We start from the raw sequence: 20,044 nt of genomic DNA, 5'->3' as shown, positions 1-20,044 counted from the left end.
CCATCATGCCACAGGCCAGCACCGACACCGAATTAGCGACATGCGACAGCGAGCCGATACGCACGCCCGGCAGCATCCAGCCGCACGGCTTCTTGCTGGCGCTCTCGCCACAGCTCGCGGTGCTTCAGGCCAGCGACAATCTCGCCGATTTCACCGGCATTCCTCCCGAGAAGGCGCTCGGCCGCCCGCTCGCGGACGTCATCGGCGCCCGCAGCGCGCAGGCGCTCGAACGCAACCTGGGCGGCGGCCAGTTGCGCGAGCGTCCGGCCTATATCGCCACGGTCGGCCTGGAGGGGGAGCCGTTCGACGTGCTGGCCCACGCCTACGACCATTTGCTGGTGCTCGAATTCGAGCGCGCGCGCGGCACCATCGAAGCCGGTATGCAGCAGCTGTATCCACTGGTCGGCGATTTCCTCAACAAGATCAGCGACGCCGACACCATCGTCGAATTGTGCCAGCTGGCCGCCAGTGAAATCCGCGCGCTGACCGGTTTCGGCCGGGTGCTGGTCTACAGCTTCGACGAGGAGGGCCACGGCAATGTGCTGGCCGAATGCCTCGACGAAGGGTACGACGGTTATCTGGGCCAGCGCTTCCCCGCCAGCGACATTCCGCGCCAGGCGCGCGAGCTGTACCTGTCCAACCGCATCCGCCTGATCCAGGATGCCGACTACCAGCCCTCCCGGCTGGTACCCGCCGAAAATCCGCTGACCGGAAAACCCAACGACCTGTCGTTCGCGTCGCTGCGCAGCGTCTCGCCGATCCACCTGCAATACATGCGCAACATGGGAACGATGGCGTCGATGTCGGTGTCGCTGATCGTCAAGGACAAGCTGTGGGGCCTGATCTCCTGCCACCACGCGCAGTCGCGCCACCTCAGTTTCCATCAGCGCAGCGTATGCGAGCAGCTGGGGCAAATCCTGGCGCTGCGCATCCGTAACCGCGCCGACGCCGACCAGCTGCAGTTCCGGCTGGAGGTGCGGCGCGTGATGGTCAGTCTGCTGGGCGGGCTGACGCAGGGCGCGGACTTCATCGAGAACCTGCGCAGCGTGCTGCCAGAGCTGCTGCGCTTCGCGCGCGCCGGCGGCGTCGCCATCGTGGTCGACGACCGCTTGATCAGCTATGGCGACACGCCGAACGACGAGCAGATACGCGGCCTGGTGGACTGGCTCAGCGCCAACGTGCACGAGGACCTGTTCCACAGCGACCGCCTGGGCACCGTCTACCCCGAGGCTTCGGCCTACACCGCCTCCGCCAGCGGTTTGATGGCGATGCAGATCTCGCGCATCCATCAGCACTATCTGCTGTGGTTCCGGCCCGAGGTGGTGCACACCATCGACTGGGCGGGGCGCCCGGAAAAGATGGAAAAGTCCCCCGGCATGCTGTCGCCGCGCACCAGCTTCACCAGCTGGCGCGAGGCGATTCACGGCACCTCCGCGCCGTGGCACGAGGGGGAACTGGAGCTGGCGCTGGAATTCCGCACCGCGCTGTTGGGGATTGCGCTCGAGCGCGCCGAGCAGATGGCCGATCTGGCCGAGGAACTGGGCCGCGCCAACAAGGAGCTGGAGGCGTTCTCGTATTCGGTGTCGCACGACCTGCGCGCGCCGCTGCGCCACATCGTCGGCTTTTCCGACCTGCTGATGGAGACCGCCGGCAGCGACAATCCGGAACGGCGCCAGCGCTTCCTGGTCAACATCAAGGAATCGGCGCGGCTGGCCGGCAAGCTGGTGGACGATCTGCTCAGTTTTTCGCAGATGGGCCGCGCCGCCTTGCGGCCCGTGCGGGTGCGCATGGACGACCTGGTACGCGGTTGCATCGACAAGCTGGCCCCGGATATACCGGCGCGCCGCATCGATTGGCGGGTGTCGCCGTTGCCGGAGATCGTGGCCGATCCGTCCTTCCTGCAACTGGCGTTGTACAATCTGCTCTCCAACGCCGTCAAGTTCACCGCGCAGAGCGATCCTGCCGTCATCCGCATCACCAGCGAGCAGCTGCCCGAGGAAACCGTGTTCCATGTCGCCGACAATGGCGTCGGCTTCAACATGGATTACGCCCACAAGCTGTTTGGCGTTTTCCAGCGGCTGCACCGCATGGAGGACTTCCAGGGCACCGGCATCGGCCTGGCGAATGTGCGGCGTATCATCGAGCGTCACGGGGGCCGCGTTTGGGCGTGGTCGGCGCCGGGCGAGGGAGCGACGTTCTCCTTCGCCATACCGACCAACACCAATACAAATACCGATAAAGTTTGAGGCACGCCTATGTTAAAGCCTATCCTGCTGGTTGAAGACAACCCTCACGATCTGGAGCTGACGCTGATTGCGCTGGAACGCAGCCAATTGGCCAATGAAGTGATCGTCGTGCGCGATGGCGCCGACGCGCTCGATTATCTGCATGCGCGCGGCGGCTTCGCCAACCGGGAGCAGGGCAACCCCGCCGTGGTGCTGCTGGACCTGAAACTGCCCAAGGTCGACGGCCTGGAAGTGCTGGCCGAGATCCGTGGCAGCGCCACGCTGAAAAGCATCCCCGTGGTGATGTTGACGTCCTCCCGCGAGGAGCAGGACCTGATCCGCAGCTATGAGCTGGGCGTGAACGCCTATGTGGTCAAGCCGGTCGATTTCCAGGAGTTCGTGCGGGCGATCGCCGACCTGGGGATATTCTGGGCGGTGCTCAACGAGCCGCCGCCGGGGTCGCACCGCTACGTCAAGCCGCAGTGATGGTGCCGCGCTTGCGCAGCAGGTGGCGGATGCGCGAGCTGAGGGTTTCGACGGTATAGGGCTTTTGCAGCAGATTGACCCCCGGCGGCAGCTTGCCGTCGTGCGACAACACCCCTTCCGCGTAGCCCGAAGTGAACAGGATCTGCGCCAGTGGCAGCTTTTCGCGTACCAGTTCGCTCAATTCCAGGCTGCTCACGCGGCCCGGCATCATCACGTCCGTGAACAGCAGGTCGATATGGAGGCCGCCGTCGATCAGGTGCGTGGCCTGTTCGGCGTTGGCGCTGCTCAATACCTTGTAGCCCAGCGTCGACAGCATGTCGACGGTCGCTGCGCGCACCGCTTCCTCGTCCTCCACCACCAATATCGTTTCCACGCCGCCGGTCAACGCCGGCAGTGCCGCGCTGTGTTCGGGCTCCGCCTGCGCGTCGCTGCGGCGCAGGTAGATCTGCACGCAGGTGCCGGCGCCCAAGGTGCTTTGCAGGGCGATCTCGCCCCCCGATTGCTTGACGAAACCGTAGGCCATGCTCAAGCCCAGTCCCGTGCCCTGGCCGGTCGGCTTGGTGGTGAAGAATGGTTCGAATGCGCGTTGCATCACCTCCTGCGACATGCCGGAGCCGGTGTCGGCGATCTCGATCAACACGTAGTCGCCCTGGCCGTCGCCGATCTTGGACAGCTGCTCCGAGCCGGATGGCAGGTTGCGGGCGCGGATGGTCAAGGTGCCGTCGCCGCCCATGGCGTCGCGCGCGTTGATGGCCAGGTTCAGGATCACGTTATTGAGCTGGCTGACATCGACGTCGGTATTCCACAGGCGCGTGGCGATATCGGCGATGACCACCGCGCGCGGACCGAGCACGCGGCGCAGCATGTCGTCCATATCGGCCAGCACCGGCGTCAGGTCGACCACCGCGCTTTGCAGCGGCTGGCGGCGCGCGAACGCGAGCAGGTGCGCGGCCAGCCGCGCGCCGCGCTCGACGCCGTTGAGCGCGTTCTCGATGCGCGCCATGCCTTGCGGATTGACGTCGCCGACCATTTGCAGCAGATGCAGGTTGCCGCTGATGATTTGCAGGACGTTGTTGAAATCGTGGGCGACGCCGCCGGTCAGTTGGCCGATCGCTTCCATTTTCTGCGCCTGGTGCAGGGCGGCCTGGCTGACCCGCAGTTCCTCCTCGCGCTGGCGCAGTTCGAGGAAGGCGGCGTCGCGCTGCTGGCGCGCCTGGTAGGCGGCGCAGTGGTAGCGAATGCGCGCTTCCAGCTCGCGCGCCTCCGGCCACTTGACCAGATAGTCGTTGGCGCCGAGCGCGAACGCCTGCGCCTTGATGTCGGCATCGTCCTCGGACGACAGCAGTATCACCGGCAGATGCTCTGTATATGGATCGGCGCGCAGCATGCGGATCACGTCGAAGCCGTCGGCGCCGGGCATGCGCAGGTCGACCAGCAAGACGGTCGCTTCGACCTCCTTGCACAGCTGGACGGCCAGCTCTGCGCGGTTGTCATAGCGCAACGTGATGCCTTGTTGGCGCGCCATGTGATAGCCGATCAAGTCTTCGGCCATGGCCTCGTCGTCGATCAGCAGGACGGAGCAGTTTCGGGATTGGTTTTGGTTCATAGGCAGTATGCTGGTAGTACATAAATTTTACCTGAGCTCTATTTTTCACGAAGTCGCCGCCTTCTACTGTGCGCGCGCTAGCATTTCGCTGTGTAAAATCTTGTCATCGCTAAGAAATTGGGAAATATCTTGGAAGAAATTTCCATCGTGGAACAAGACGTGCTGGCCGCCTTGCGGCAGGCCACCGCGCAGCGGCACGCCGAGCTCGACACCAACACGCCTTTGGCGGCGGGGACGGCGGGGCTGCGCGCGTATCACGATCATTTGCGGCTGCTGGAGCAGTGGCTGGCGCCGATCCAGGACTGGATGGCGCAATTCGATGACGGTCCGGGGCTGCCTCCTTATCTACATGCGATCAGGCTGGATCTGGCGCATCCGGCATTCGCTGGAATGCCACCGTCGTCGCACGGCGGGACAGCCGTGGCATGGCCCGCGCGATGCGGGGCGGCGTGGCGCTGGGGTGTGTGTTATGTGATCGAAGGGTCGCAGCTGGGCGGGGCGGTGCTGTACAAAAGGCTGGCGGAGCGGCTGGCGCCCCATCCGCTTGACTATCTGCGCGGCTCGGGTTCACCGGGGCCGCGCTGGCAGCAATTCATCGCGGCGCTGCGCGAACACGTCGTGGATGCGCGGGAAGTCGCCGAGGCCTGCGCAGGCGCCCGGCAGGCCTTCGACAGCCTGATCGCGTTGAACCGTGCGCGATCGGCCACCGGGTCGACCGCGAAATAATGACGGGTCAATAGCTGGTCAAGGGCACCGGCTGGCCGCCTTTGAAGGTGAAGATCGTCACCGGCGACTGCTTCATGTCGCCACGCTCGTCAAACGCGTAGGTGCCGGCGATGCCTTTGTATGAACCGGAGCCGATGACCGCCGCCACCTTCTGCGGATCGACCGAATTCGCTTTCTGCATCGCTTGCGCGTACATCATGGTGGCATCGTAGTACGACGCCGCGTAGACGTCGGCGTCCTGCTTGTAGCGCGCTTTGTACTTGGCTTTGAACGCCGGGCCGCTGGAGGCCTTGTCCAGGATCGCGCCACCCTGCGAGCACAGGACGTTGTCGGCCACCGCGTCGCCACCGAGCTTGCCCATCTCGCCGGTGCAGATGGTGTCGCCGCCCAGCAGTTTGGCGGTGATGCCCAGCTGCTTCATCTGGCGCACCATCGGCGCCGCCTGCGGCGCGTAGCCGCCGAAGAAGATCGCCTCGACCTTCTTGTTTTTCAGCTTGGTCAGGATGGCGTTGAAGTCGAACGCCTTGTCGGTGGTGAACTCGTGGCCGGCCACGGTCATGCCGGAGGCTTTCGCCTGCTTCTTGAATTCCTCGGCCACGCCTTGGCCGAAGGCGGTGCGGTCGTCGATCACGGCGACGTTTTTGAACTTGAGTTCATTGGCCGCGTACAGCGCCATCTTGGAACCGAGCTGGGAGTCGCTGGCGTTGACCCGGAACAGGCCCTTGTAGCCTTGCATCGTGATCTTCGGATTGGTGGCGATGGTGGCGACCAGCACACCGGCATCGTTGTAGGCGCGCGAGGCGGGTATCGCCACGCCGGAGTTGTATGGGCCGACGACGTATTTGACGCCGTTGTCGATCAGCTTTTGCGCGGCGGCGACGCCGGCTTTGGGGTCGCCCTGGTCGTCCTCCGACAGCAGTTCGAACTTGAGCTTTTTGCCGGCCACGGTGATCGGCTTGGCGTTGAGCTCCTCCACCGCCAGGCGCGCGCCGTTCTCGTTGTCCTTGCCCGAAAAGGCCTGCGCGCCGGAGAGCGGGCCGCTATGGCCGATCTTGACCACGGTGTCCTGGGCGTAGGCGCCGGTGGCGGCCAGTAGCGCCGTGGCGGCGGTGATGTGCTTCACGCTGTGCTTTAAAGTCATGCGAACTCCCGATGTCGTTGTTATGAAATGCAATCCGTGATTATCGCTAAAAACGAATCGTATTATCGTGTGACTTTGGCGCGGGATCGGGAATTATTTGGCGCGATCGGCCTTCAAAGGCGGGGCGGTCGAAATTTAATTCGGTGGGATGGCAGTGGCCGTGCATGGCGGTGGCGGGATGGCGCGTCTTCGAGGCGCCATCCTTGTGCCGATTTCCGCATGCCCGCGCTTTACTGGCCGGGTCCGATGCCGCGCGTTCTGGCCGGCCCGGTGACGGCCGACACGCGCGGCGTGGCGCCGACGGCCGTCTGGGTGGCACGCGCATTGGCGCCAAGGAGCGCCGGGTCGGTGATGTTGTAAGCGGCGATGGCCGCCGCCAGCGCGGGATTGCCCTGCAGCGGATTGGTTTGTACGGTGGACGCCTGCACGGCGGCGACTTGGGCGGCGCGCGCCTGCTGCGCGGCGTCCGCCGCCGCCGCGTTGGCGGCGGCCAGGTTGCTGGCGGTGGTCTGCGCGGCGGCTGCCTGTTGGGCGGCGATGGCGCCGGCGGCGTTGGCCGCCTCCGGCGTCGTCGTCGCTGCCAGTGCGGCGCGTGCCTGCGCGGCGGCGGCGCTGGCTTCGGCGCTCTGCGCCGCCAGTGCGTCGGCCGCGCTTTGCGCAGCCTGTGCCTGCGCCAGCGCCGACGCGGCGGCAGCGTTGGCCGCCGCCAGGTTGGTGGCCGCGTTTTGCGCCGCGACGGCCTGCTGCTCCGCGGTCGCATTGGCGGAATTGGCGGCTGCCGCGGCGGCGGCCGCGTTCTGCGCGACGTTTGCCTGCGTCGCCGCTTGCGCGCTGGCGGCGGTGGCCGCGCTCAATCCGGATGCGGCCTGCTGCCGCGCCGCCTGTGCGGCAGCCGTGGCCTGCGCGGCGTCGGACGCCGCCTGGGCCGCGCTGCGCTCCGTATTGGCATTGGCCGTAGGCTGGTTCTCTTCCGCCGCGTCGGCAGCCTGGCTTTGCTCCGCCTGGTCGGCCGCTTGCAGCGATTGCGCGGTCTGGGTCTGCTGGGATGGCAGCGCGTTGATGTCGGCTTCCCGCGCGTTGGCTTCCTGGATGTTGGCTTCCCGCGCCTCGGCGTTCTGCGCGGCGATCACTTCGGCGGTGGATGCCTGCAGCGGATTGACGATGGGTGAATCCGGCGCCGTCGTCCGTGGCGTGAGCGGTTGCTCCAGCTCCGCCCGTTGCGCCGCCAGCCTGTCGGCGGCGGTGTCCGGCAACGGAATCTGCCTGAGCAGATCGAGTTCGGCGCGCGCCAGGTCCAGCCGCGCGTTGGCCACCAGATCTTCCGGCGTCAACGCATCCTGCTGCGCGCCGGCCAGCGCGGGCAGGGCGCCGCTGCCGGCCGCGCTCAGCTGCTCGGCAAAGCGCGTCGCCAGCTCGCTAAACGTGTCGAGCGTGTTTTGCAGCGTGTTGGTGGTCGACTGGTTGTCGGTGTTGAAGGAGGCGCGCAAAATCTCATTGTCGAGCGAGAGGCCGGCGGCGGCGTCCGACAACAGCGGTGGCTGCAAAGTGACACCGATCCGGGAGAGGCTCTGGGCCAGGCTTTGGGCGGCGCTCTGTGGTTGATTCGGCTGGTTCGCCTGGTTCGCCTGGTTCAGCTGCTGGGCCGCATTCGCGCCGAAGGTCTGCCGGTTCAAGCTTTCCACCAGGTTGTTGAGCAGCGAAGGTCCTTGCGGTTGGGCCTGGTTGAACTCGACGCTGGGCAATAAGTTGAACGCATTCACTACATTTTGCGTGGCGTCATTTAATGTGGCCGCCCGGGCGGCGGCCTCCCGCGGATCGGCGCCGTTGGCGACCGCCGTTTGCAATTGGGCGATCTGCTCGCGGGATTGCGACACCGTCAGCAAAAAGTTGGCTACGGGCGACAAGTCCACCTGGACCGAAGCTTGCGCGGGAGCATCAATGGCGGAGCCGACCGGGGCGATCGTCGAGGAGTTGACAGAGTCGACCGCCGCCGTTGGCGACACCAGCGGAAAGTTTGCCGGGTTCGGCCCGCTCAGCGTTGTGGATGAGATGGGAAACATGGCGCTCTCCTCGGATCGGCTTAACGGTATTTTATCCCAGCATCCTCCTTACCGGCGGCCGCGTCCGTGTGGCAACTCACTTAATGAAACAACTTCGCCCGTGGTCGCCCTTTTGTTAGATTGCGCACGGTAGCGTTTGACCAACAAGCCTATCTTGGTTCCTGCAGTGTTGAAACAAACGACCAACAACCGAGAGGAACCATCATGGAAAACAGCATCGATACTAAAATCAACGGTACCACTGGTAACAGCACCCGCGACGGCGTGACCCAAATTGGCAAGGACCTGCGCGCCGATGCGCACGCCGCCATCGACCGCGTCGCCGACAAGGTTCCACCGACCGCCGACCGTCTGGCCACTCGCGCCCACAACGGTGTCGACAAGGTCGCCGACGGCGTCGAAAGCGTCTCCGGCACCGTGGACAGCGTCTCCGAGCGTCTGGCTGTCCGCAGCAAGCAAGTCACCGAAAGCTACAAGAAGCTGGCCGAATCCGGCCGCAGCCACGTGCGCTCCAGCCCTGCGATTTCGGTGCTGATCGCCGCCGCCGCAGGCTATGGCATTTCCAAGCTGCTTAACTCGCGCAAGTAATCCAGGCTGCCCGACCGGTATCGCTGCTGGTGCGTCCGGCGGCCCGTGCGGGCGCCGTTCACCAAGGGACACCCAATGGCAACTAGTAAAAAGACACCAGCCCCCGTTATCGGGGCTGGTTCCGTATTGAGCACCGTTTCCGGACCATCATCGGCGACGCCCCCGGCCAGTTTGGGCGGCGTGCCACAGGAAGCCGCCTTGCTGGCCAAGGTGAGTGGCACCCAGGCGGTGGCACAAGGCATGCCCTTCAACGCCAATAAGCCCGGCGAGCATGGCGACGCCTCGCGCGCGCCGCAACCCGGCCAGACGGTCGCCCCGCCGCATCCGATCGCCACCGCCAGCACCACCGGCGAAACCAGCGTGTCGCCGAAGATCGGCGCCGGCGTGCCGCCCCACGGCGTCAACAACACCATCGAGTCGCTCGACCGCGTGCGCGTCGACTCGGCCGACCAGCGCCTGACCACCAACCAGGGCGTGCCGGTCGCCGACAATCAGAATTCGCTCAAGATCGGGCTGCGCGGCCCGACCGCGATGGAAGACTTCATCCTGCGCGAAAAGATCACCCATTTCGACCATGAGCGCATTCCGGAGCGCGTGGTGCACGCGCGCGGCTCCGCCGCCCACGGTTACTTCGAAAGCTATGACGATTTGAGCGCCGTCACCCGCGCCGCGCCGTTCGCCGCCGCAGGCAAACGCACGCCGGTGTTCGTGCGCTTCTCCACCGTCGCCGGCGAACGCGGTTCGGCCGACACCGTGCGCGATGTGCGCGGCTTCGCCGTCAAGTTCTACACCGACGAAGGCAACTGGGATTTGGTCGGCAATAACATGCCGGTCTTCTTCATCCAGGACGCGATGAAGTTCCCGGACCTGGTCCACGCCGTCAAGCCGGAGCCGCATTTCGCGATGCCGCAGGCCTCCAGCGCGCACGACACTTTCTGGGATTTCGTAACCTTGATGCCGGAATCGACCCACATGCTGCTGTGGCAGATGTCGGACCGCGCCATCCCGCGCAGCTACCGCACCATGCAGGGCTTCGGCGTGCACACCTTCCGCCTGGTGAACGCGGACGGCGTGTCGGTGTTCTGTAAATTCCACTGGAATCCGGTGCCGGGCACGCACTCGCTGGTATGGGACGAGGCGGCCAAGATCATCGGCGCCGATCCCGATTTCCATCGCCGCGACCTGTGGGAAGCGATCGAGGCGGGCGCCTACCCCGAATGGGAACTGGGCCTGCAGATCTTCACCGAGGAACAGGCGGAGCAATTCCCGTTCGACGTGCTCGATTCGACCAAGATCGTGCCTGAAGAACTGGTGCCGGTGCAAATCGTCGGCAAGATGACCTTGAACCGCAATCCGGACAACTTCTTCGCCGAGACCGAGCAGGTGGCCTTCTGCACCGCGCACGTGGTGCCGGGCATCGACTTCACCAACGACCCGCTGCTGCAAGGACGTATCCACTCGTATCTGGACACGCAGATCAGCCGCCTGGGCGGCCCCAACTTCCACGAGATCCCGATCAACACGCCGGTGGCGCAGGTGCACAACAACCAGCGCGACGGCATGCATCGCCAGGCCATCGCGCGCGGACGCGTGGCTTACGAACCGAACTCGCTGGCCGGCGGTAATCCGTTCCAGGCCGGGATGGCCGGTTTCCAGACCGCCTTCAGCAGCGTGAAGCAGGCGCCGGAGGACAAGGTGCGCGGCAAGCCCGAGCTGTTCGCCGACCACTATTCGCAGGCGCGCCTGTTCTGGATCAGCCAGACGCCGTCGGAGCAAAGCCACATTGTCAACGCCTTCAGCTTCGAGCTGGGCCGCGTGCAGACGCCTGCGATTCGTGTGCGCCTGCTGTCGATGCTGGCCAACGTCGATCCGGTGCTGGCCGAAGGCGTGGCGCAGGGCCTGGGCCTGGAGGTGCCGGCGCCGATGCCGTTGGCGACCACCGCGCCGCAGCCCCACTATGCACCGTCGCCGGCGCTGTCGCTGCTGGCGCGTCCTGGCGCCGTGGGCGTCCAGGCGCGCAAGGTCGCCATCCTGGCGGCGCATGGCGTCGATGCCGCCGGTGTCAAGGCGATCTACGCCGATTTGCTGGCCGCCGGCGCGGTGCCGCGCCTGGTGGCGCCGCAGCTGGGGCAACTGGTCGCCGCCGATGGCAGCGCGCTGGATGTGGAAATCACCATCCAGGGCGGTCCGCCGGTGCTGTACGACGCGGTGGTCGTGGCCGACGGCGACGCCAGCGTCAAGATGCTGATGGGTGACGCCGACGCACTCGATTTCGTGCGCCAGCAGTTCCGTCACTGTAAGCCGATCCTGGCGGTGGGGGCGGGCGCCGACTTGCTGCGCAAGGCCGGCGTGCCGGAGAAAATGGAAGACGGTTCGGCCGATCCATCGCTGTGGTGCGTGGCGGCTGGCGGCGTGGTGCCGGCGCTGACGGAGTTCAAGCATGCGCTGGCCGCGCATCGCAACTTCCAGCGCGAAGTCGAAGCGGTGGCGCTGTAAAGTAGGATGGGACCGGGGAGTTTTGCGAGACCACGGTTCCACGTAGGGCGGATTAGCGCAGCGTAATCCGCCATCTATGCGCCGCCGACGGCGCATGCATTGGCGGATTACGGCGTTCCGCCTAATCCGCCCTACGTGTCTCTGTGGTCAGTCTGCGTCCCCTTCCTTTTGGAACTTCAACAATCACGTGCATAGTGATATGCTCGTCCCCAGCAACCTCTACCCATAAAAGACCCATAAGAACTGGCATCGATGGACGTGTACGCCCCTCAAGTCTGGCTTCCGCACGAGCGACCGACATTACCCGGATCGCCATCGAGTCCTATCCACACGACCGAGCGCCGGGTGGCGTTCTTCATCATCGGCTTCATCGTCGCCATCACCGGTGGATTGGGCAATGCGCTGGTGCTGGTCAACCTGCCTTACCTCCAAGGTTCGCTGGGCGTCTACTCGGCCGAGATCCAATGGCTGCCGGCCGCCTACGTGATGGCCAACGTCTCGATGAACCTCCTGCTCGTCAAATTCCGCCAGCAGTACGGCCTGCGGCTCTTCACCGAACTATTCCTTGTGCTGTACGCGGTCGCCACCGTCGCCCACTTGTTCGTGCACGGCCTGGCGTCGGCCATCGCGGTGCGCGCCGCCCACGGCATGAGCGGCGCCGCGCTGTCTACCCTGGGCCTGTACTACGTGCTGCAAGCGTTCCCCGCCCAGCACCGCATCAAGGCGGTGGTGCTGGGCATCGGCTTCTCGCAACTGGCGCTGCCGATGGCGCGCCTGTTCTCGTCGGACCTGATGGAGTTCGGCGAGTGGCGCGGCCTGTACTTCTTCGAACTGGGACTGGCCCTGGTGTCGTTGGCCGGCGTACTGTTCCTCAAGCTGCCGCCGGGGGACCGCATCAAGGCCTTCGAGAAAATGGACTTCGTCACCTTCGCACTGTTCGCTCCCGGCGTGGCGCTGCTGTCGGCGGTGCTGGCGCTGGGCCGCACGGTGTGGTGGTTCGAGTCGCGCTGGCTGGGTCTATGCCTGGCCGGCGCCATCGTGCTGATCGCCGCCGCGCTGCTGATCGAGCATAACCGCGCCCGCCCCCTGATCAACACACGCTGGCTCAGCACCGCCAATATCGCGCGGCTGGCGTTGTCCGTGCTGTTGATCCGCATCGTACAGTCGGAGGCCAGCGGCACGGTGGGCTTCCTGCAGGCGCTGGGTTTGAACAACGACCAGATGCAAACGCTGTGGATCGTCGTCATGATCGGCACCCTGGCCGGCCTGCTGGCGAGCGCGTTGACGATCACGCCGGCGCGCATTCCCGCGCAGTTGATGCTGTCGCTGGTGGTGATGGCGATCGGCGCCTATATGGATTCCAACGCCACCAATCTGACCCGTCCGGCCGACCTGTATGTGAGCCAGTTCCTGCTCGGATTCGGCGGTGCCTTGTTCATCGGGCCGACGTTCGTATCCGGCTTTGGCGCCGTGATCGCCGCGCCGAGCAATCTGGTCAGCTTCTCCGTGATGTTCTCGATCACGCAAACCCTGGGAAGTTTGCTCGGCTCGGCGATCGTCGGCACCTTCCAGGTGGTGCGCGAGAAGTACCACTCCAGCATCCTGGTCGAACATCTGACCCTGCTCGATCCACAGGTGGCCGCGCGGATTCAAAACGGCGGTGCTTCGCTCGGCGCGACCCTGGCCGATCCATCGATGCGCAACGCCCAGGGCGTGGCGTCGCTGGGCGCGGCCGCCACGCGCGAGGCCAATATCCTCGCCTACAACGATGTCTTCCTGATGATTACGCTGTTGGCGGTGCTCACGCTCGCATGGATGCTGGCGCGCTACCTTTGGTCGATCTGCGTGGTGTGCCAGCCCAGTCCCGCGCAGAACGCGCAGACCGGCATGGCCAACGTCTCTCTTAACAATTCCGGATCACGCTGAACGACATGGCTACCAATATTCCCGATACGTCCACTCCTCCTTCCGCCCCGGCCGCCGCCGCGCCGCCACCCGCGCCCACGGCGCCAAGCCGTCGCGGGCAGATCGTTTCGACCATCGCGTTTTCGCTGGTCGCCCTGATCGGTGTACTGATCGTACTGTACGCGTGGCGTTTGCCGCCTTTCAGCAGCGCCATCGTCTCGACCGAGAACGCGCTGGTGCGCGGGCAGGTCACCTTGATCGGCACGCAGTTGTCGGGGTATGTCGTCGACGTCAAGGTGCAGGATTTCCAGCAAGTGAAGCAGGGCGATTTGCTGGTGCAAATCGACGACCGTATCTATCAGCAGCGCTACGAACAGGCGCAGGCGCAACTGGCGGCGCAAAAGGCGGCGCTGGCCAACTGGGACCAGGCGCGCAAAACGGCGGCCGCGGGCGTGCTGCTGAACCAGGCCACCTTGGCCAACGCGCAAGCGCAGGCGGCCAAGTCGCAGGCGGATCTAGGCCGCGTCAATTCGCTGGCGGCCGATGGTTCGCTGTCCTTGCGCGAGCAGGACGCGTCGAAGGCGGCCCAGGCGCAGACGGTGGCCGCGGTGGCGCAGGCGCGCGCCAATCTGGATATCGCCAAACAGCAGGTGCAGTCGGTGACCGTCAACAAGCTATCGCTGGAGGCGGCGGTGGCCAACGCGGAGGCCGCGCTGAAGGCGGCCAGGGTGGATCTTGAGAATACGCGCATCATCGCGCCGGAGGATGGCCAACTGGGGCAGGTCACCGTGCGCAAGGGCGCCTATGTCAACACCGGTGCCAACCTGATGGGATTGGTGCCGCGCCAGCTATGGGTGATCGCCAATCTGAAAGAGACGCAGATGAACAACGTGCAGGTGGGGCAAAGCGCCACCTTCAAGGTCGATGCGCTGGACGGCGCGGTGCTGACCGGGCAGGTGGAACGGATCTCGCCGGCCACCGGTTCGGAGTTCAGCGTGCTGCCGGCCGATAACGCGACCGGCAATTTCGTCAAGATCGCGCAGCGCATACCGGTGCGCATACGCATCGACCCGGGACAGGCCAAGGCCGCGCGGCTGGCGCCGGGGATGTCGGTGATCGTCAGCATCGACACGTCCGCCGTTCTCGATGACTCGGATGGCAAGCCCGCCACCGCCGGAGCCGGTCGATGAATTGCCGGCGACTGTTACAAGGCCGGCGCGGAGCACTGCGCGCCGTATCCATCGCGGCCATGCTGGCGCTGGCCGGTTGCGCGGCCAAGGTTGGCCCGCCACCGGCATCGACGCTGGAAACGCCCGGCGCCTGGCGCACCGCGCCCGACATCGGCGCAGGCCAAAGCGCCGCGCCGGTCGAGCGGCAATGGTGGCAGGCCTTCGGCGATCCGGTTCTGAGCGCGTTGGTGAACAAGGCGCTCGAACACAATGGCGACTTGCGCATCGCGCGCGCAAGGGTGGCGCAGTACCGCGCGCTGGTGGGTGTCGCGGCGGCGGGGCAGAAGCCGAACGTTGTCGTCGATACCGCGCCGACCCGCACGCGCCAGTTGGCGTCCAACGGCCAGCCGTACGTCACCAATGTCTATCAGGCGGAGATCCAGGCCAGCTACGAAGTGGACGTGTGGGGCCGGCTGGCCGCCGCGACCGATGCCGCCACCGCCACCTATCAATCGGAGCAGGCCAACGCCGATGCGGTGGCCCTGTCGATCGCCGCCACCGTCGCAACGGGCTATCTGAACCTGCGCGGGCTCGATGCCCAACTGGCGCTGACCGAGCAAACCCTCAAGCTGCGTGGCGAGTCGCGCGACCTCGCCAAACGCCAGTTCGACGTCGGCTACAGCTCGCGGCTGGAGTGGCTGCAGGCGCAGGCCGAGTACCAGACCACCGCCGAGCAGGTGCCGCAGTTGAAGCGGTCGATCTTCGAGCAGGAGAACGCGCTGGCCATACTCACGGGCGGCAATCCCGGGCCGATTGCGCGCGGTGCGGAGTTGGCACAACTGGAGCCGCCGCCGGTGCCCGAGGGGCTGCCGTCGGAGCTGCTGCGCCGGCGCCCCGATATCGCGCGGGCGGAATACAACCTGGTCGCCGTCAACGCCAATCTACGGGCCACGCGGGACCAGTTGCTGCCGTCGTTCAAGCTGACGGCCGTGGGCGGCATCCAAAGCCTGAAGATGCACGATTTCCTGAATTCGCCGACGGCGTTGTGGCGGCTGACCGGCGCCATCGCCGCGCCGGTGTTCGAGGGCGACCGCGTGCAGTCGCAGACCGACTCGGTGGCGGCGCAGCGCGACCAGCTCACTTTTGCGTACGAAAACGCGGTGCGCACGGCGTTCGCGGAAACCGATAACAGTCTCGGGGCGCTCCATCAATTGAAGGAGCAGGCGGTCCAGAACGACGCGCGCCGCGCCACGGCGGCCGAGACGCTGCGCATCGCGCACAATCGGTATCGCAACGGCTATGCCTCGTATCTGGAGGAGCTGGATGCGCAGCGCACCTTGTACAGCGCCGATGTCGGACGGCTGCAGTTGCGCACGCGGATACTGGTGGCGTCGGTCGATCTGTATCGCGCCATGGGCGGTGGCTGGGTGGCGCAACCGTAGTTTTATTCGAGGGGATTTTTATGATGATAGATAAATTGGTTTTGCCGGGTTTGGCGCTGTCGTTGTTGTCGGCGAGCGCATGGGCGGATTGCAGCGCCCCCGCGACCCAGTCCGAGATGACGCAGTGCGCCGGGCAGGCTTATTCGGCAGCCGACAAGAAGTTGAACCTTGCTTATAACGAGTATCGCACGCGCCTGAACGCCGAGCAAAAGAAGAAGCTGACGCAGGCGCAGCTTGCGTGGGTCAAGTTCAGGGACTTGTCTTGCGCGTTCGAGAGTTCGGGCGTGGAAGGCGGCAGCGCCTATCCGATGGTGCGCAGCGGCTGTCTCGCCGCGAAAACCGAGAGCCGGCTGAAGGAGATCAAGGCGCTGCAGGATTGCCAGGAAGGGGATATGAGTTGTCCCGCGCAGAAGTGAGCGCGGAGGTATGCATGCCGTGGAGACACGTAGGGCGGATTAGGCGGAACGCCGTAATCCGCCATTTATGAGCCGCTGACGAAGCATACATGGCGGATTACGCTGCGCTAATCCGCCCTACGTGTCTCCGTGGTGGGCGTGTCTCCGTGGTGTGGCTGTCCTCGTGGCCTCTATTTGACTGGAATGCAGAGTTCAGCGGTGAACACGCCCGTCTCCGGGTCCATCGCGTAATCGGCCGGGTAGCGTTCCATGCAAGGGCCGGGGGCGAACATGCCCTCGGACTGGATCTGCCCGAAGAATTCCCCCCACGCCCCCGGCATCTGGTCGGCCGTGCCTTTGAATTTGGCCACCGCGTAGCGGCCGGCCGGCAGCGTCGCTTCCTTGGCCGGTTCGGCGATCGGATAATCGGCCGCCACGCCGACGCAGGCGTCGTAGCGGCATTCGTTCGGTGGCGTCGTGCCGGGGTCGTCCTGCGCCACGCCGTACGTCACGCGGTTGTGCAAGCCGAAGGCTTTCTGCCACGGCGTGAACACCTCTTTCCAGAACTCGCCGATGCCCGCGCCGTACGGACCCTTGTAGCGCAGATACGCCACGCGGACCGCCGGCAGTTCCCTGATTTCGTATTCCATGTTTGTCTCCATGTTGGATGCTTGATTAATGTCCGCCGGCGACTTTGCGCAGCGGCGGGTCTTTTTCGCCGGCCGGCGCCGGATGGCGGCGCAGTTTGCCCATCAGGCGCCCAAGCAGATGTTCCAGATCGTCGATGTAGGTGAACACGGCTGGCACCACCAGCAGGCTCAACAGCGTCGATGTAATCAGGCCGCCGATCACCGTGATCGCCATCGGCGAACGGAAGCTCGGGTCGGCGCCCCAGCCCAGCGCCAGCGGCATCATGCCGGCGCCCATGGCGATGGTGGTCATCAGAATCGGGCGGCTGCGCTTGTGGCAGGCGTCGACCAACGCGTCGAAGCGGTTCATGCCTTCCTGGCGCGCCAGAATAGCATAGTCGACCAACAAGATTGAGTTTTTCGTAACGATCCCCATCAGCATGATCAGGCCGATCATCGACGGCATCGACAAGGCGCTGTTGGTGATCAGCAGCGCGACGAAGGCGCCGCCGATCGACAGCGGCAGCGCCGCCAGAATCGTCACCGGCTGCATGAAGTCCTTGAACAGCAGCACCAGCACGCAGTAGATGCACAACACGCCGATCAGCATCGCCAGGCCGAAGCTGGCGAACAGCGCCGCCATCTCCTGGGTGTCGCCCAGTTCCGCGATCTTGACCGACGGCGGCAGGTTTTTCAGCGTTGGCAGCGCGCGCGCCTCCGCGTCCACTTCGCCCAGCGCGCGCCGGCCCAGTTCCACTTCGAACGTGACGTTGCGGCTGCGGTTGAGGCGATTGATCTGCGCCGGGCCGCTTTCCATCGTGATGGTGGCGACGGTGGCCAGCAGCACCGGCCCGTTTTTGCCCGGCACTGTCAGGCGCCCGATGGCATCGAGGTCGGCGCGCACGGAGTCCGGCAGCTTGACGCGGATCGGCACCTGGCGCTCCGGCAGATTCATTTTGGTCAGGTCGGTGTCGTAGTCGCCGGCGGTGGCCACGCGCACGGTCTGGCCGATGGCGTTGGCGGTCACGCCCAGATCGGCCGCCTTGGCGAAGTCCGGCGTGACGATGATTTCCGGGCGCACCAGCGAGGCGCTCGATCGCACGTTGCCCACGCCTTGCAGCGTGCGCATTTCGCGTTCGACCTTCTGCGCCGTGGCTTGCAGCACGACCGGGTCGTCGCTGCGCAGCACCAGCTGCAGCTTGACGCCGTTGTCCGGCGGGCCGACCTTGAAGCGGGCGCCAGGGATGGCGTCGAGACGGCTGCGAATCTGGTCGTCGATATCGGCCATCGATTCCTTGCGGTCGGTGCGGTGCACCGTGGTGAGAGTCAGCACGGCGCTGCGCGCCTCGGCCGCCGCGCCGGGCGCGAAGGCGTCGCCGCTGGAACCGCCGCCGATGGAGCTGAACACCGCTTTGACGCCGGGTACTTCCATCGCGGCCAGGCGCGCCCGTTCGGCGATGACGGACGTTTCGGCCAGGGTGGAACCGGGCGGCAGCTCCAGGTTGATCTGGGTTTGCGCGCGGTCGGCGGCCGGCACGAAGCCGGTCGGCAGCATGCCCACCAGCGAGATCGAGCCGACGAAGAACGCGGCGGCGGCCAGCGCCGTGATGCCGCGATGCTTCAGGCACCAGCGCATCACGCGCAGGTAGCGGACCATCATCCAGCTATCCTTTTCCTCCGCGTGCGCGATGGGCTTGAGCAGGTAGGCCGCCATCATCGGCGTCAGCAGACGCGCCACCACCAGCGACGCCAGCACCGCGATCACCGCCGTCCAGCCGAACTGCTTGAAGAACAGGCCGGCGACGCCGCTCATGAAGGCGGTCGGCAGGAACACCGCCACCAGCGCGAAGGTGGTCGCTATGACCGCCATGCCGATTTCGTCGGCCGCTTCCATCGCCGCCTCCATCGGGCTTTTACCCATGCGCAGGTGGCGCGCGATGTTTTCGATTTCGACGATGGCGTCGTCGACCAGCACGCCGACCACCAGCGCCAGCGACAGCAGGGTCACGGTGTTGAGGGTGTAGCCGAACAGGTAGATGCCGAGGAAGGCCGGCATCACCGACAGCGGCAGCGCGGCGGCGGCCACCAGGGTGGCGCGCCAGTCGCGCAGGAACCACCACACCACCAGCACCGCCAACAGCGCGCCTTCGTACAGCAGCTCCATCGAGCCGTCGAAGTTCTCCTCGACCGGATGGGCGTTGTCGATGACCTGTTTCAGCACCACTTTCGGGTTGTTCGCCTCCAGCTCCTTGACCGCCTCGCGCGCGCCCTTGGCCACGGCCAGTTCGCTGGCGCCCTTGTTGCGGAAGATTTCGAAGCCGATCACCTGCTTGCCGTCCTGCAGCGCGATGGCGCGCGGTTCGGAGACGGTGTCGGTGATGGTGGCCACCTGGTCGAGCCGCACGCGGCGACCGTCCGTCAATGGCAGATCGATGGCCGCCAGTTCGGCCGCGCTCTTGACGGTGCCGATGGTGCGCACCGATTGCTCGGCGCCGCTGACGTCACCGCGTCCGCCCGGCGCTTCCTTCTGCACCAGCCGCAACTGGCGCGACACGTCCAGCGCCGACACGCGCAGCGCCGCCATGCGGGCCTCGTCCAGTTCCACGCGGATTTCGCGGTACACGCCGCCCACGCGCTTGACCGAACCGATGCCGGGCACCGCCAGAAGGCGCTTGGCGACGACGTTGTCGACGAACCAGCTCAGCTCCTGCTGGTCCATTTTCTCGCCGGGCACCTGCGCGGCGGCGGCGGTGAAGGTCAGCACCACGCGGCCGGCGGTGGAGGCCTTGGTCACGGTCGGGTCGCGCAGCTCGGCCGGCATGTCGGCTTTGATGCGGGCCACGGCGTCGCGCACGTCGTTGACGGCGTCGGAGATCTGCTTCTCCAGCACGAATTCGATGGTGGTGGTCGAGACGCCGTCCAGCACCGTGGTGTGGATGTTCTTCACGCCCTGCAAAGTGGCGACGGCGTCCTCGATCTTGCGCGCCACCTCGGTTTCCAGCTGCGCCGGGGCGCTGCCGTCCAGGGTGGCGGTGACGGTGACGATCGGAAGTTCGATGTCGGGGAAGTCCTGCACCGGATTGGCCTTGTAGGCCATCAGCCCCGCCAGGGTAAGCAGGACGAACAGCATGATCGCCGGGATCGGGTTCTTGATCGATAAGGAGGAAAAATTCATG

14 protein-coding genes are annotated in these 20,044 nt (G+C 65.7%); 9 read left to right on the top strand and 5 right to left on the bottom strand.

Going from position 1 to position 20,044, the window contains the following annotated elements:
• Positions 1 to 5 precede the first annotated feature (5 nt).
• Together AC07P1_RS22770 and AC07P1_RS22765 are read left to right on the top strand one after the other, a co-directional pair.
• Entirely contained in the window at positions 6 to 2,246 is a 2,241-nt protein-coding gene (locus tag AC07P1_RS22770) for an ATP-binding protein (protein ID WP_494697987.1), read from the top strand.
• Positions 2,247 to 2,255: 9 nt separating this feature from the next.
• Positions 2,256 to 2,711: a response regulator gene (locus AC07P1_RS22765; RefSeq protein WP_494697986.1), complete on the top strand. Its 456-nt coding sequence runs from the start codon at positions 2,256 to 2,258 to the stop codon at positions 2,709 to 2,711.
• Here the strand turns inward: AC07P1_RS22765 and AC07P1_RS22760 are convergent.
• On the bottom strand, positions 2,698 to 4,317 hold the full coding sequence (locus AC07P1_RS22760; RefSeq protein ID WP_494697985.1) for a response regulator: 1,620 nt from the start codon (positions 4,315 to 4,317) through the stop codon (positions 2,698 to 2,700). The two genes, AC07P1_RS22765 and AC07P1_RS22760, sit on opposite strands and share 14 nt — an antisense overlap.
• A gap of 129 nt (positions 4,318 to 4,446) precedes the next feature.
• Here AC07P1_RS22760 and AC07P1_RS22755 point away from each other — a divergent pair, with 129 nt between their 5' ends.
• Positions 4,447 to 5,043, top strand: coding sequence for a biliverdin-producing heme oxygenase (locus AC07P1_RS22755; protein ID WP_494697984.1), 597 nt, complete (start codon positions 4,447 to 4,449; stop codon positions 5,041 to 5,043).
• Between the two features lie 7 nt (positions 5,044 to 5,050).
• Here the strand turns inward: AC07P1_RS22755 and AC07P1_RS22750 are convergent, their stop codons facing one another.
• Together AC07P1_RS22750 and AC07P1_RS22745 are read right to left on the bottom strand one after the other, a co-directional pair.
• Entirely contained in the window at positions 5,051 to 6,184 is a 1,134-nt protein-coding gene (locus tag AC07P1_RS22750; protein WP_494697983.1) for a branched-chain amino acid ABC transporter substrate-binding protein, read from the bottom strand.
• 230 nt (positions 6,185 to 6,414) lie between these two features.
• Positions 6,415 to 8,244, bottom strand: coding sequence for a hypothetical protein (locus AC07P1_RS22745; protein ID WP_494697982.1), 1,830 nt, complete (start codon positions 8,242 to 8,244; stop codon positions 6,415 to 6,417).
• A 204-nt stretch (positions 8,245 to 8,448) separates the two neighbouring features.
• On the opposite strand from AC07P1_RS22745, the gene AC07P1_RS22740 reads away from it, so the two are divergent.
• The 6 genes from AC07P1_RS22740 to AC07P1_RS22715 all read left to right on the top strand — a co-directional run bounded on the left by AC07P1_RS22740 (position 8,449) and on the right by AC07P1_RS22715 (position 16,260).
• Complete coding sequence (locus tag AC07P1_RS22740) at positions 8,449 to 8,832, top strand: hypothetical protein (RefSeq protein ID WP_494697981.1); 384 nt, start codon at positions 8,449 to 8,451, stop codon at positions 8,830 to 8,832.
• A gap of 75 nt (positions 8,833 to 8,907) precedes the next feature.
• Positions 8,908 to 11,328 (top strand): catalase, encoded by a 2,421-nt coding sequence (locus AC07P1_RS22735; protein WP_494697980.1) that lies wholly within the window; start codon positions 8,908 to 8,910, stop codon positions 11,326 to 11,328.
• A gap of 345 nt (positions 11,329 to 11,673) precedes the next feature.
• Positions 11,674 to 13,254 carry an MFS transporter gene (locus AC07P1_RS22730; protein ID WP_494697979.1) on the top strand — a complete coding sequence of 527 codons (1,581 nt, stop codon included), beginning with the start codon at positions 11,674 to 11,676 and terminating at the stop codon, positions 13,252 to 13,254.
• Positions 13,255 to 13,259: 5 nt separating this feature from the next.
• Positions 13,260 to 14,423, top strand: coding sequence for an HlyD family secretion protein (locus tag AC07P1_RS22725; protein WP_494697978.1), 1,164 nt, complete (start codon positions 13,260 to 13,262; stop codon positions 14,421 to 14,423).
• On the top strand, positions 14,420 to 15,844 hold the full coding sequence (locus AC07P1_RS22720) for an efflux transporter outer membrane subunit (RefSeq protein ID WP_494697977.1): 1,425 nt from the start codon (positions 14,420 to 14,422) through the stop codon (positions 15,842 to 15,844). Before AC07P1_RS22725 ends, AC07P1_RS22720 begins: the two co-directional genes overlap by 4 nt.
• Positions 15,845 to 15,864: 20 nt before the next feature.
• Entirely contained in the window at positions 15,865 to 16,260 is a 396-nt protein-coding gene (locus AC07P1_RS22715) for a lysozyme inhibitor LprI family protein (protein ID WP_494697976.1), read from the top strand.
• A 170-nt stretch (positions 16,261 to 16,430) separates the two neighbouring features.
• Here AC07P1_RS22715 and AC07P1_RS22710 read toward each other — a convergent pair whose 3' ends face one another.
• A complete protein-coding gene (locus tag AC07P1_RS22710) occupies positions 16,431 to 16,889 on the bottom strand; it encodes an AraC family transcriptional regulator (RefSeq protein ID WP_494697975.1) in 459 nt (152 codons plus the stop codon).
• Positions 16,890 to 16,914: 25 nt separating this feature from the next.
• Positions 16,915 to 20,043 carry an efflux RND transporter permease subunit gene (locus AC07P1_RS22705; RefSeq protein ID WP_494697974.1) on the bottom strand — a complete coding sequence of 1,043 codons (3,129 nt, stop codon included), beginning with the start codon at positions 20,041 to 20,043 and terminating at the stop codon, positions 16,915 to 16,917.
• Position 20,044 lies beyond the last annotated feature (1 nt).

Source organism: Duganella sp. GW821-FHT07F09, from assembly GCF_059418705.1.
The sequence above is the reverse complement of the archived record's forward strand: the minus strand, read 5'-3'. Positions and strand labels throughout refer to the sequence as shown.

Excerpts from the sequence above, each read along its gene's own strand:
- AC07P1_RS22770 (WP_494697987.1), top strand. The coding sequence starts at position 6 with ATGCCACAGGCCAGCACCGACACCGAATTAGCGACATGCGACAGCGAG.
- AC07P1_RS22765 (WP_494697986.1), top strand. The coding sequence starts at position 2,256 with ATGTTAAAGCCTATCCTGCTGGTTGAAGACAACCCTCACGATCTGGAG.
- AC07P1_RS22760 (WP_494697985.1), bottom strand. The coding sequence starts at position 4,317 with ATGAACCAAAACCAATCCCGAAACTGCTCCGTCCTGCTGATCGACGAC.
- AC07P1_RS22750 (WP_494697983.1), bottom strand. The coding sequence starts at position 6,184 with ATGACTTTAAAGCACAGCGTGAAGCACATCACCGCCGCCACGGCGCTA.
- AC07P1_RS22745 (WP_494697982.1), bottom strand. The coding sequence starts at position 8,244 with ATGTTTCCCATCTCATCCACAACGCTGAGCGGGCCGAACCCGGCAAAC.
- AC07P1_RS22740 (WP_494697981.1), top strand. The coding sequence starts at position 8,449 with ATGGAAAACAGCATCGATACTAAAATCAACGGTACCACTGGTAACAGC.
- AC07P1_RS22735 (WP_494697980.1), top strand. The coding sequence starts at position 8,908 with ATGGCAACTAGTAAAAAGACACCAGCCCCCGTTATCGGGGCTGGTTCC.
- AC07P1_RS22725 (WP_494697978.1), top strand. The coding sequence starts at position 13,260 with ATGGCTACCAATATTCCCGATACGTCCACTCCTCCTTCCGCCCCGGCC.
- AC07P1_RS22720 (WP_494697977.1), top strand. The coding sequence starts at position 14,420 with ATGAATTGCCGGCGACTGTTACAAGGCCGGCGCGGAGCACTGCGCGCC.
- AC07P1_RS22715 (WP_494697976.1), top strand. The coding sequence starts at position 15,865 with ATGATGATAGATAAATTGGTTTTGCCGGGTTTGGCGCTGTCGTTGTTG.
- AC07P1_RS22710 (WP_494697975.1), bottom strand. The coding sequence starts at position 16,889 with ATGGAATACGAAATCAGGGAACTGCCGGCGGTCCGCGTGGCGTATCTG.
- AC07P1_RS22705 (WP_494697974.1), bottom strand. The coding sequence starts at position 20,043 with ATGAATTTTTCCTCCTTATCGATCAAGAACCCGATCCCGGCGATCATG.